A 14,414-nucleotide genomic window follows, 5' to 3' on the forward strand; every position below is an offset into this window, starting at 1 on the left:
TATTAATTTTATTTTTCCATACTTATGAGATAATATTATATTATTTCATATTAGTTGTCAACTTTAACTAATAAACAAATACTTTGTGATGCTATACCTTGCTTTGTACCTGTAAAACCAAGTCCTTCTTCTGTTGTTGCTTTTACATTTATTCTGTCTAAGTTAGTATTTAAAGCATTAGCTATATTCTCTCTCATACTTTGAATATGTGGTGCCATTTTTGGCGCTTGCGCTATTATTGTAGCATCTATGTTACCTATAGTATATCCCTTTTCTATTATTAGATTATTTACATGTCTAAGTAATTCTATACTATCTGCTCCTTTATATCTTTCATCTGTATCAGGGAAATGCTTACCTATATCTCCTAATGCTAATGCTCCTAACATAGAATCCATTATTGCATGAACTAAAACATCTGCATCTGAATGTCCTAATAATCCTGTTTCATGTGGAACATTAACTCCACCCATTATAAGTTTTCTACCTTCAACTAATTTATGAACATCATATCCTAATCCTACTCTCATTATATAGCCTCCGTTAAATTTGATCTTTTAATATTTGTGATCCTATACTTAAATCTTCTTGTGTTGTTATCTTAATGTTATTATATGAACCTTCTATCATTTTAACCTTATATCCTATTTTCTCTACTAGCATTGCATCATCTGTTCCGTAGAAATTATTTTTAAATGCATCTTCATATGATTTTAATAATATATCGTATTTAAATGTCTGTGGTGTATGAACTGACCACAAAGTACTTCTATTCGGTGTATCTATTATATCTTTATTTTCATTAACCACTTTTATAGTATCTTTTACCGGCACACCTACAACTACTGCATTATTTTCTTTGGCTTCATCTATTGATTTTCTTATAATTTCTTTTGTTACAAATGGTCTTGCCCCATCATGTATTAATACTATATCACAATCTTTATTTAAACTTTTAAGTCCATTATATACAGAGTCTTGTCTTTCCTTCCCACCAAAGGCGATCTTTATGTTATGTAAATTATACTTTTCTATAATTTCTTCCTTAAAGAATTCTTCTTCTTCTTTTTTTATAACTACAACAATATCTTGTATATCATCATTTTTATAAAACTTTTCTATTGTATATGCTATTATTTCTTTGTTATTAAGCTTTATAAATTGTTTATTTATCCCCATTTTCATTCTACTTCCACTACCAGCTGCTACTATAATAACGCCATTCATTTAATCACCTCTTTATATACAATTAACACTTATATATTAACTACTTTATCTAATAAATTATATCAAAAAAGCCTTCGAAAATACGAAGACTTTTAAAATTTAAACTTTAGGTTTTCCAAATATCATTCTTCCAGCTGGAGTTTGTAATACAGATGTAACTAAAACACTTATAGTTTGTCCCATGTATTTTTTACCTCCATCTACAACTATCATAGTACCATCATCTAGGTATGCTATACCTTGACTATGTTCTTTACCTTCTTTTACTACTTGAACCACCATAGCTTCTCCTGGTATTGCTACTGGCTTAACAGCATTAGCTAGTTCATTTATGTTTAATACCTCAACACCTTGAACTTGTGCTACTTTGTTTAAATTGTAATCGTTAGTTACAACCTTACCATTTAGAGTCTTAGCTAGCTTTAAAAGCTTACTGTCTACTTCAGCTATATCGTCAAAATCAGTTTTAGTAATTTCAACTTCTATTTGTAGTTCTTCTTTTATTATATTAAGTATATCTAATCCTCTTCTTCCTCTAACTCTTTTTAAGTCATCTGAAGAGTCCGCTATATGTCTTAATTCATCTAAAACGAATTCAGGTATAACTAATTTACCTTCAACGAATCCAGTTTTGCATATGTCTGCTATTCTACCATCTATTATTACACTCGTATCTAATACTTTAGGTGGTATAACCCTGTTTATTTCCTTCTTAGATCCTTTATCTTTCATAGATCCTGAAATTTTGCTTAACTTTCCTAAGTTAAATAAGTCATCTTTACTCTTTAATGCTACTCTTATACCTAAGTAGCCCATAAACCCATATGTAATAAAAGCTAAGAATCCTCCGATTATAGGTATTGTGCTCATTATACCACTTACTAAGTAAGCTATTACGAACCCAACTATAAGACCTATAGATCCTAGTAATATATCTGTTTGAGGATATTTTGATATTTCTTTATCCATAACCTTAGCAATATCCTTAAATTTATCAGTAAACCACGGCTCTATTGCATAGAATATGATTCCTACAACTATCCCAACTGAAACAGATGCAATTAAACCATATATCTCTGCACCAAATTTAAGTGCCGGAAATGCTTTCATTAAAGTTGCATATGTAGTCATACCTAGAGCAAACCCCAGTATGCTTGTTATAAATCTTATCACTTTTGGTATCAATTCTTCACCCCCGGATTAATACTTAATATTTTTTTATTATAATCTATAATACCATATTTATTCAACAACAAAGTCCTTAAATATATCTTAAATCCTTATTAATAAATTATATAAGTCTATCTAGTAATACTAATTGTTTCATTTTTATTAGTCCATTTCTTATATATGTTGCCCTTATTTCACCTATCCCCTCTACATCATCTAAATCTTCAATAGATGCATCTAGTATTTCTTGGAAATCTTCAAAGTAATTTACTAAATTTTCAATTATAGTTGATGGTAATCTATGTATCTTATTTAATACTCTATACCCTCTTGGTCTTATCTCCATATCCATATTTTCAGAGAATCCACTATAACCTAAAAGTTTAGCCATATTAGTTAAATCTACTAATTCTTCAGGAGATAATGTTTTTATTTTCTTTTTAAATAACTTTATGTCTATATCTTCTTTGCTATAATCTTTTAGTATAAGTTTTTGGTCAATTTTAGTTGTTCCAACTAATTCTTCTAACTGCATTCTGACTAGTGTTCCTTCTTGCCCAAGCTCTATAATATATTTTTCTATTATACTTGTAATTCTCATAACCATTTCCATTTTTTGAAGTACAATTGCTACATCGTATATAGTTACTAAATCATTAAATTCTAATGCATTTAGGCTTGCTACAGCTTGATCTAATACTGCTTTATATTTTTCTAAAGTCTGTAATGCTTGATTAGCTTTTGTAAATATTTTTGATATTTCTTCTAGCGCATACTTTTGATCTCCTCTGTATACAGTTATTACATTTCTTCTTTGAGATATAGCAATAACTATAGAACCTGTCTGCCTTGCAACTCTCTCTGCTGTTCTATGTCTTGTCCCTGTTTCAGATGTAGGAATAGAATAATCAGGTATTAATTGTGCATTTGCAAATAATATCTTCTTAACATCTTGACTAAGTACTATAGCCCCGTCCATTTTTGCTAATTCATATAAATATGCAGGTGAATAATCTGCATTTATATTAAATCCTCCATCTACAACCTTCATTGTATCTTCTCCATTTGATATAACTATCAAACCACCGGTCTTAGCTTTTAGTACATTTTCTAAACCTTGTCTTAATGGACTTCCAGGAGATATCATTTTTAATGCGTGTAATACATTCTTATTATTTAAGATATCTTCCATTATTATTTATTACCCCCTAGTACTATATTTATAGCTTGTCTTAAATTATCAACTGGCCATATTTCTATACCTTTAACATCTTTTACTGCATCATAATTACTTCTTGGTATAACCATTTTTGAAAATCCTAATTTTTTACACTCAGCTATTCTCTTTTCTATATAGCTAACTGCTCTTACTTCTCCTGTTAAACCTACTTCTCCTGTTACTGCTATTTTTTCATCAACTTCAATGTTTCTAAAACTTGATGCAACGGCAATTATTATACCTAAATCTATTGAAGGCTCATTTATTTTTATACCCCCTACAATATTTAAATACACATCTTGATTTTGAATTTGCAATCCTACTCTCTTTTCTAAAACAGCTAATAACATAGCAACTCTATTATAATCAACCCCTGTAGCTGTCCTTTTAGGAATACCAAAACTAGTTGGGGATACTAATGCTTGCAGTTCTAAAAGCATTGGTCTGGTCCCTTCTACTGTAGATATTATTACAGAACCAGCCACATCTTTTGGCTTTTCTGATATAAGTATCTTAGATGGATTTTCTAACTCTACCAAACCTAAATCTCTCATTTCAAAGACACCTAGTTCATTAGTCGAACCAAATCTATTCTTTACAGCTCTTACTAATCTATATGTATTATATCTTTCTCCTTCAAAATATAAAACTGTATCCACCATATGCTCTAATAATTTAGGACCTGCCAATGAACCTTCTTTTGTTACATGCCCAACTACGAAGGTTGATATACCCATTTTTTTAGAAATTTTCATGAATTTAGATGTACCTTCTTTAATTTGGCTAACAGTTCCTGGAGCTGATGATATTTCTGGGCTATAAACAGTTTGAATAGAATCTAATATGATAAGTTCTGGATTTATACTTTCTAAATGAGCTTCTATTATACTTAAATTATTCTCTGCGAATATATACAGATTATCTGAACTTATACCTAACCTTTGAGCTCTCATTTTTATTTGAGATTCAGACTCTTCTCCTGATATGTAAAGTACTCTTTTTCCTGAGTTTGCAACATTGCTTGAAACTTGTATTAGTAGTGTAGATTTACCTATCCCTGGGTCTCCTCCAACAAGAACTAATGACCCCTTTACAACACCTCCACCTAACACTCTATCCAATTCATTTATACACGTTGAAAATCTTTCTTCTTCTTTAGTTTGTATAGAATTTATACTTACTGGTCTTGATGATGATTTATCTATAATGAAAACTTCTTTTTTACTTCCTTTTTGCTCAATTTCCTCTACGAAAGTATTCCACTTTGTACATTCAGGGCATTTCCCTAACCATTTTGAAGTTTCATACCCACATTCTTGACATACATATTTTGTTTTTATTTTTGCCATATAATTCACCCTTAAATTCTTTTTGTCTATATAATTTTAGCATATCTATATAATATTATGTAGAATCTTTAAAATCCTTTATAGCTAATATACCTATATATTATACTAATATTTTTTGCTTATAAAAATAAAGGGGAATACTCTCCCCCTTATTATATATATTACTACTATTTGCACTTAAATACTATCTTATTATTTTCTACCTCTGCTATAACAACATTTCCACCTCGTATGTCTCCTTTTAGTATTACTTCTGAAAGTGGATTTTCTATCTCTTTTTGTATGGCTCTTTTTAGTGGTCTTGCACCATACTGTAAGTCTAATCCAACTTTTGATATAAATCTTATGGATTCTTCGGTCATATTTAGGTTTATGTTCATAGCTTGCAACCTCGATGCTAATTCTTTTGTCATTAATTTTACTATTTCATCTAAATCTTCCTCTGTTAGTGAATGGAATACTATTATATCATCTATTCTATTTAAAAATTCAGGTCTAAATTTTTGTTTAACTTCTTCCATTATACATTCTTTCATATTTTCATAATCACTCTTGACTTTTTCCTCTTTATTTCTATTTGTAGAGAATCCTAATATTCTTTGAGAGCTTATTTTTGTTGCCCCTACATTAGAAGTCATTATTATTATAGTATTTTTAAAGTCTACAGTTCTACCTTTGGAATCTGTTAGTCTTCCATCATCTAATATTTGCAATAAAATATTAAATACATCTATATGCGCTTTTTCTATCTCATCAAGTAAAATTACAGAGTAAGGATCTCTCCTTACTTTTTCTGTTAATTGGCCACCTTCTTCATAACCTACATATCCTGGTGGTGACCCTATTAGTCTAGATACTGCATGTTTTTCCATATACTCAGACATATCAAGTCTTATTATCTTATTTTCATCTCCAAATTGCACTTCTGCTAAGGCTTTTGATAATTCTGTCTTGCCTACTCCTGTAGGACCTAAGAATAAGAAAGATCCAATTGGTCTATTTGGATCTTTTAATCCTGCTCTTGACCTTCTTATAGCTCTCGAAATTGACTTCACTGCCTGCTCTTGACCAACCACTCTTTCATGTAATATTTTCTCTAACCTTAATAATTTGCTAGATTCAGATTCTACTATTTTATTTACAGGTATACTGGTCCATAATTCTACAACTTCTGCAATATCTTCTGGTTTAACTACTTCTGTATATTTTCCCATAGCATTCCATTGTTGTTTTACTTCTTTAAGTTCTTTCTTCAAATTTTCTTGCTGTTTTTTTATTTTATCAATTTTCTCAAAATCTTGATACATTACTGCTTTGTCTTTTTCCTTATCTATGCTTTCGATTTCTTCTTCTAATCCTAAAATTTTAACTGATGATTTACCTATTTTTAACCTAACTCTTGATGCAGCTTCATCTATTAAATCTATAGCTTTATCTGGTAAAAATCTATCAGTTATATATCTTATAGATAAATCTACTGCTGCAACTAAAGATTCATTACTTATTTTTACTTTATGAAAATCTTCATATTTATATCTAATACCCTCTAAAATTTTTATACTTTCTTCTCTAGATGGTTCTTTAAGCACTACAGGTTGAAATCTTCTTTCAAGAGCTGAATCTTTTTCTATATGCTTTCTATATTCATCTATTGTCGTTGCTCCTATAATTTGTAGTTCTCCTCTTGATAGCACCGGTTTAAGTATATTTGATGCATCTATTGTACTTTCTCCAGTTGCACCTGCACCTATTATTGTGTGTATTTCATCTATAAATAGAATTACATTGCCATTTTTTATAACTTCATCTATAACTTGCTTTATTCTATCCTCAAATTCACCTCTATATTTTGCACCTGCTAACATAGAACCCATATTTAAAGTATATAAGCTTTTATTTTTTAAAGTTTCAGGCACATTTCCTTCTGCTATGTTTATAGCTAACCCTTCTATTATAGAAGTTTTTCCTACCCCTGGATCTCCTATTACAACTGGGTTATTTTTTGTTCTTCTACTTAATATTTGTATAACTCTCTCTATTTCAATTTCCCTACCAACTACAGGATCTAATTTACCTTTGGAAGCTAAATTTACAAGATTCTTACCATATTTATCTAAAAGTTTTAGGGATTCCTCCTGTACCTTAACTGTGTATTTTTCTTCTTTTTCTTGTTGTATTGAGTACTCCTCTAATCCCATCATATCAATTATTAACTGCACAATAGCTCTCTCATCAATACCTTCTAAGTTTAATATTTTCATAGCAGTACCATTGCCTTCTTGAACTATCGCTAACAAAATATGCTCTGTTCCTATATAATTAGTTCTTAACTTATTAGCAAACATACCAGAGAGCTCTAATATTTGTTTACTCCTTGGACTTAATGTTACATCTTCTACTGGCTCATTAGCGTTGCCTTTTACTTCAATTATTTTTGATTTGATTATGCTATCTGTTAGTCCTAACTGCATTAATACTTTTCCTGCTATTCCTTCCTTTTCCTTTATTAAGCCAAATAAGATATGTTCACTACCTACCACTTTATGACCCAATCTTTGTGCACTTTCTATACCTATATCTATTGATCTCTTTGCCCTTTGAGTAAATCTGTTAAAATACAAACTTTACCCTCCTCTCTATTATAATAATTACTTAATGCTATCTATATTTGATTAATTTAGTAATTAATTATAGTCAACCTTTTTAATATCATTCAGTTACTTCATAATACACATCTACTAAATGTATATTTAATCTAATTTATATGCATTTTTTTCATTATTGTTCCAAGGTTTAACTTGTACTTTCTAAAAAATTTAAGGCTCTAGATGAGCAATCTAGAGCCTTAAATTTTATTTATTATTTTCCAACTCTATTATTTTTTGAGCTAATTGAGCTGGAACTTCTTCATATGTTTCTAATTCCATCTCAAAATAACCTCTTCCCTGAGTCATGGCCCTTAAATCTATTGCATATTTAAAAGTTTCTGCTTGTGGAGCATTTGCATATATTATTTGTTTTCCTTTTTCATCAGATTCCATTCCAAGTATTTTTCCTCTTCGCTTATTTATATCCCCCATTATATCCCCCATATACTCTTCTGGAACAGTTATCTTAAACTTCATTATAGGCTCTAGTAAAACTGGCTTAGCCTCTTCCATACCCTTCTTAAATGCTATACCTGCTGCTAATTTAAATGCCATTTCTGATGAGTCTACATCATGATATGACCCATCATATAAAGTTGCTTTTATATTTGTAACTGGAAAACCTGCTAAAACTCCCTTTACCATGGAATCCTTTATACCTTTTTCTACTGCTGGGATATATTGTTTTGGTACAGATCCACCAAATATTTCTTCAGCAAACTCAAAATCTAAATTACTTCTTTCAAATTTAATTTTGACATCTCCGTATTGCCCATGACCTCCTGACTGCTTTTTATGCTTACCTTGAACTTCAGCTTTTCCTTTTATAGTTTCTCTATAAGCTACTTTTATATCTTCTAAACCAATATCTACACCAAACTTTGACTTAATCTTATTTTTTATAGTATTTATATGGAGTTCCCCTTGACCTCCTATTAATACTTGTTTTGTCTCAGGATTTCTATACCACTTAATAGTTGGGTCTTCTTCAACCACTTTATTTAATGCAGAACCTATCTTATCTTCATCTCCTTTATTTTTAGGAACCACTGCATAATATATTTGTGGCTTTGGTAAGTTTATATCTTCTAATTCGTATTCATCCTTACTTATAGATACAGTGTGGCCAGTTTGAAGTGAATTTACTTTTGTTACAATTATTATATCTCCACATCTAGCCTCACTTAGCTCTATAAGATCTCCATTTTTCATAGTATATATATTATATATTTTTTCTTTCTCTGATTTATTCAAATTAAATAATTCACAGTCTTTATTTATTTTACCTTGAGTTACCTTTATATAAGACATTTTTCCTATGAATGGGTCTACTATTGTTTTAAATACTTGCCCTTTAAATTTAGCCTCTATATTAGAGTACTTTGGCTGCAAATATTTTGAAACAGTTTCTAATATTTCAGTTGTTCCTATATTGTTTATAGTTGAACCACATATAACAGGAATTATATCTCCTCTTTGCATACCTATAGTTATCCCTTTTTGTATATCTGCATCACTTAAATCTTCTCCACTAAAATACTTATCTAATAACTCATCATCTGTTTCTGCTATAAGCTCCATTAGCGCTTCTTTTACACTCATAGCTTCTTGCTTAAATTCTCCATCTAATCCATCCATATTTTCAAAAACATTATGTAATTTTATAAATTCTTTATTCTCGTATATCGGTATAATCATTGGTACTACTTTATTGCCATACTTCTCTCTAAGCATAGCTAGTGTATCTTTATATCTAGATTTTTCATTATCAATTTTATTTATGAACATTATTTTTGGCATGTTTTCAGTTAATTCTAATGATTTTTCTGTTCCCACTTGGACGTCAGTTGTTGCATCTATAACTATTATAGCTGCATCACTTGCATTAAGAGATGATATTACTTCTCCATAGAAGTCAAAGTAACCTGGTGTGTCTAATAGATTGTATTTATAGTCATTATACTCTACTGGAGTTAATCCTATACTGTATGTCATATTCATTTTATCAGTTATTCTCGGTATTTTACTAGTTAACTTTGATGTGTATGCTATGGCTTCAATTAAGTTTGTCTTCCCGCATCCACTATGACCTAGTATTGCTATATTTCTTATATTACTACTATCGTAAATTTTCATATAAGCACCTACCTTTATAATTTATAAATTACTTTGAGTATTTCACTATAATTACATAACTAAATTTTATTTTTTGATAATAAGTATGTAAACATCTTAACTCTAGGTGGTGATATAAATATTTCCCAAGAAATAGTTAGTACTTAAGGTCTTAGTCATTAATTCTATACTTATTACCTCTTTCCTCTCTTTTACTGTAATTTCATATTTAATAATAAATTTTATTTTATATATATATATTCAATAATCTATATATAATTCCACTTATTATTTATACAATTCTAATGTAGTATATTAATAATAATTTTTCTCATATTTTACTATTGATATACATTTTATCTATTTATCGAAGTTTAATTTATTTAATTGATTATGTCTTTATACTGACAATTATTTCTTCTATTTTTCGATAAATAAAAGAACTTATGCCTTTTAAGCATAAGTTCTTTTTTAGCTTATCATATTATTACAAACTAACTTTAAAGAAGAATATCTTCATATTTTAATCTATTTAATTTATATTAGAAATTCTTAAGTATTGTTTTATATGAGTTAAGCGAATTTTTTATTTATCTTTCATAGTTATAAGTAATTGCTTATCTCTTACTAATTCCCCTTCTTCAACTTTTATTGATTTTACAATACCATCTGCTTTAGCAACTATTATAGTTTCCATTTTCATTGCTTCTATAATAATCATTGGTTGATTTTGTTTTACTTCATCATCTTCTTTAACTAAAATTTTAACTACTTTTCCAGGTATACTAGCTCCTATTTGCATAGGGTCATTCATATCAGCTTTTATTATATCTTTTATGTTCCCAGAGTAGTTATTATCTTTTATATCTATATCCCTCATCATACCATTTAATTCAAATGATACTGTTCTATTTCCATTTTCTTTAACATCACCTATATCTACTAACTTTATAGTAAGTATTTTACCTTCTTCTATCTCTACTTCACACTCTTCACCTTTATTTAATCCATAGAAATACACATGACTATCTAGCTTTGATATATCATTATATAGTTGCAGATGTTTTAGGTAATCTTCATATACCTTTGGATATAAAGTATAACTTAATATATTTCTTATATTTGTATTCATTTTGAATCTCTTATCTAAATCAGCTTTTATACTTTCAAAATCTTCCTTTGGAATTAATTTACCAGGTCTTTCTTCTATCGGAGTGTCTCCTTTTAATACTACCCTTTGAATATCTTTTGGTATTCCTCCTTCTGGTTGACCTATCATTCCTTTACAGTAGTCTAATACAGAATCTGGAAATGATAATTTTTCACCTTCTTCTATTATGTTATTCTTATCTAATTTATTTTTTACCATAAATATAGCAAGGTCTCCTACTACTTTAGATGATGGAGTTACTTTTATAATATCTCCCAATATTTCATTTGCTTCTTTATACTTTTCTTTTACTTCATCAAATTTATTTGACAGTCCTAAGCTATCAGCTTGTGGTTTTAGATTTGTATATTGTCCTCCTGGTATCTCATATTTATATATTTCAGCAGAAGGATTTGATAAATCACTTTCAAATCTAGAATATATTTTTCTTAAATCTTTATAATAGTTTCCTATTTCTTCATATCCATATAAATTAATCTGAGTATCTCTTTCAGTATTTTTAAGTGCTTCTACAATAGCGTTTAGTGATGGTTGGCTAGTTAAACCTGCCATAGTTTCTAATGCTCCATCCACTATGTCCACCCCTGCCTCAGATGCCATAAGGCAAGTTGCAATACCATTTCCACTTGTATCATGTGTATGAAGATGTATAGGAGTATTGACATTATTTTTTAATTCTTTTATAAGAGTATATGCTGAATATGGCTTAAGTAAGCCTGCCATGTCTTTTATACATATTATATCTGTACCTAATTCTTCTAGCTCTTTAGCCATTCTTATATAATATTCTAAATTATATTTATTCTTTGTTGGATCTAATATATCTCCTGTGTAACATATACTAGCCTCTACTATTTTTCCAGTTTCTAAAGCTGTTGATATAGATGGCTTCATATTTTCCACCCAATTTAGAGAGTCAAATATTCTAAATACATCTATTCCCTGTTCTGCTGATTGTTTTATAAATTCTTCAATTACGTTATCTGGATAATTTTTATATCCAACTCCATTTGATGCTCTAAATAACATTTGGAATAATACACTAGGTATCTCTTCTCTAAGTTTTTGTAGTCTAATCCATGGAGATTCTTTTAAAAATCTATATGCAACATCATAGGTTGCTCCGCCCCACATCTCAATAGAAAATAAATCTTTCATATACTCATTAGTTGGTTTTGCTACTTTTAATAAGTCATATGTTCTAAGTCTTGTAGCTAGTAATGATTGATGTGCATCTCTCATAGTTGTATCTGTCAGCAATAGTTTCTTTTCATTTTTAATAGATTCCATATACTTTTCTTTACCTAATCTATTAAACAGATCCCTACTTCCTTCATTAAGTATTATATCTTTATTTATCTTAGGCTGATATATTGAATCAAATGAAGGTTTATCTTCGCATTTATTTTCATTTACTACTGTATTCCCTATAAATTGAAGTAATTTTGTACCTCTATCTTTACTTTCTCTTATCTCAAATAATTCTGGATTAATATCTATAAATCTGGTGCTACATTTTCCCTCTACGAATATAGGATTATTCAATACATTTACCAAAAATCCTATATTAGTTTTAACACCTCTAACCCTAAATTCTTTGATAGATCTTATAGTTTTATTTATTGCACCTTTAAATGTTCTATCCCAAGATATAGTCTTTACAAGTAAACTATCGTAGTATAGACTTATATTCGCCCCTGCAAATCCATTACCTCCATCTAGTCTAATACCAAATCCTGAGCCAGTTCTATATACTTGTATTTTGCCTGTATCTGGCATAAATCTATTTTTAGGGTCTTCTGTTGTTATCCTGCATTGAATAGAATATCCTCTTAATTCTACATCTTCTTGAGATTTTATATTTATCTCATCACTATCCAATCTATATCCTTGAGCAATTAATATTTGACTTTGCACTATATCAATACCGGTTACCATTTCAGTTACCGTATGTTCTACTTGAACCCTTGGGTTCATTTCTATAAAATAGTATTCTCCACTATCATCTACTAAAAATTCTAAAGTACCTGCATTTATATATCCTACATGCTTAGCTATTTTAACTGCGTCATTGCATATATTTTCTCTCAATTTATCGCCTAGAGAAAATGCCGGTGAATATTCTATTATCTTTTGATGTCTTCTTTGTACTGAACAATCTCTTTCATACAAATGTACTATATTTCCATACTTATCCCCTAATATCTGTACCTCTATATGTTTAGGATTAGCTATATACTTTTCTATGAATATCATATCTTCACCAAAAGCTTTTTTTGATTCACTACATGCTGTTTCATATTCTATACTTAAATCTGATTCGTTATAAACAACCCTCATACCTCTACCGCCACCGCCGTTAGAAGCTTTAAGCATTATTGGATATCCTATTTCTTTAGCTATTTCTTTGGCTCTTTTAATGTCTTTGATTGGTTCATCTATTCCTGGTATAGTAGCTACATCCACCTCTTTTGCTATTCGTTTTGAATTTATTTTATCTCCCATCATATTCATTATATCTGCTGATGGACCTATGAATGTTATTCCATTTTTCTCACACTTCTTTACGAACTCTGGATTTTCAGATAAGAAACCATATCCTGGATGAATTGCATCTACATTTTTCTTCTTAGCTAATTCTATAATACTATCTATATCTAGGTATGCGTCTATTGGACCTTTATCTTCTCCTATTAAATAAGATTCATCTGCTTTTGTTCTAAATAAACTATATTTATCTTCTTTACTATATATCCCCACGCTCTTTATCCCCAATTCAGAGCATGCTCTAAATATCCTTATAGCTATTTCTCCCCTGTTAGCAACTAAGATTTTATTAAATTTTTTAAACATAATCCTAATCCCCTCCCTTTTTCTTTTAATATTAAAGATTATAAACTATGTTATTTAATGTTTAAATACGTTTACTTGAAGTCCTTAATAAATAATATAAATACATTTAAATAAATAACTTTTATCTTATATAACAAAAAATACCTAACTTTAGTTAAGGCGGTTTAGATTATATTATTAAGTATTTAAATTTTTTTATTTTTAATATAGAAATTTATTGGAATTGATGCATATTTTGAACTAATCGTTTGTTTAGATATCATTTAATATAGCAAATTTATCGCATTTGCATTAAATAAATGATTTTGGAAATATTGTATAGCTTAGTATTGATTTTTATAAAGACTTATTTTTTATTATATGCTTTAAAATATAAATATTACTATTTTTTCACATAAAAAAAAGATTACGTGGCTACGTCTTACTCTCCCAGGGGGTCGCCCCCCAAGTACCATCAGCGCTAAAGAGCTTAACTTCTGTGTTCGGTATGGGAACAGGTGTATCCTCTTTGCTATAATAACCACATAATCTTTATCTTTTAGAGTTAATACTCTGAAAACTGTATATCATTTAGTTAATGATTTTGGTCAAGTCCTCGACCTATTAGTATCGATAAGCTAAATACATTACTGCACTTACACCTTCGACCTATCAACCAGGTA

8 protein-coding genes and 2 rRNA genes are annotated in these 14,414 nt (G+C 29.2%); all 10 read right to left on the bottom strand.

Annotation, left to right across the window (positions count from 1 at the left end; translation table 11 throughout):
* Window positions 1-50: 50 nt before the first annotated feature.
* Entirely contained in the window at window positions 51-530 is a 480-nt protein-coding gene (gene ispF, locus I1959_RS13315; RefSeq protein ID WP_092921748.1) for a 2-C-methyl-D-erythritol 2,4-cyclodiphosphate synthase, read from the bottom strand.
* A 13-nt stretch (window positions 531-543) separates the two neighbouring features.
* Window positions 544-1,227, bottom strand: coding sequence for a 2-C-methyl-D-erythritol 4-phosphate cytidylyltransferase (ispD, locus tag I1959_RS13320; protein WP_195238542.1), 684 nt, complete (start codon window positions 1,225-1,227; stop codon window positions 544-546).
* A 99-nt stretch (window positions 1,228-1,326) separates the two neighbouring features.
* Window positions 1,327-2,412: a PIN/TRAM domain-containing protein gene (locus tag I1959_RS13325; protein WP_166506179.1), complete on the bottom strand. Its 1,086-nt coding sequence runs from the start codon at window positions 2,410-2,412 to the stop codon at window positions 1,327-1,329.
* 106 nt (window positions 2,413-2,518) lie between these two features.
* Complete coding sequence (gene disA / locus I1959_RS13330) at window positions 2,519-3,589, bottom strand: DNA integrity scanning diadenylate cyclase DisA (protein ID WP_166506178.1); 1,071 nt, start codon at window positions 3,587-3,589, stop codon at window positions 2,519-2,521.
* 2 nt (window positions 3,590-3,591) lie between these two features.
* Window positions 3,592-4,965: a DNA repair protein RadA gene (radA, locus tag I1959_RS13335; protein ID WP_092921740.1), complete on the bottom strand. Its 1,374-nt coding sequence runs from the start codon at window positions 4,963-4,965 to the stop codon at window positions 3,592-3,594.
* 167 nt (window positions 4,966-5,132) lie between these two features.
* Entirely contained in the window at window positions 5,133-7,586 is a 2,454-nt protein-coding gene (locus tag I1959_RS13340) for an ATP-dependent Clp protease ATP-binding subunit (RefSeq protein WP_195238544.1), read from the bottom strand.
* 231 nt (window positions 7,587-7,817) lie between these two features.
* Complete coding sequence (locus I1959_RS13345; protein ID WP_166506176.1) at window positions 7,818-9,749, bottom strand: elongation factor G; 1,932 nt, start codon at window positions 9,747-9,749, stop codon at window positions 7,818-7,820.
* 565 nt (window positions 9,750-10,314) lie between these two features.
* Window positions 10,315-13,752 (bottom strand): pyruvate carboxylase, encoded by a 3,438-nt coding sequence (locus I1959_RS13350; protein ID WP_195238546.1) that lies wholly within the window; start codon window positions 13,750-13,752, stop codon window positions 10,315-10,317.
* Window positions 13,753-14,160: 408 nt separating this feature from the next.
* Window positions 14,161-14,277: ribosomal RNA gene (gene rrf, locus I1959_RS13355) — 5S ribosomal RNA — on the bottom strand.
* Window positions 14,278-14,335: 58 nt separating this feature from the next.
* Window positions 14,336-14,414, bottom strand: a 23S ribosomal RNA gene (locus I1959_RS13360); the annotation flags it as partial.

Source organism: Romboutsia sp. 1001285H_161024_C4 (assembly GCF_015550185.1).
Classification (GTDB): Bacteria; Bacillota; Clostridia; order Peptostreptococcales; family Peptostreptococcaceae; genus Romboutsia_C; species Romboutsia_C hominis.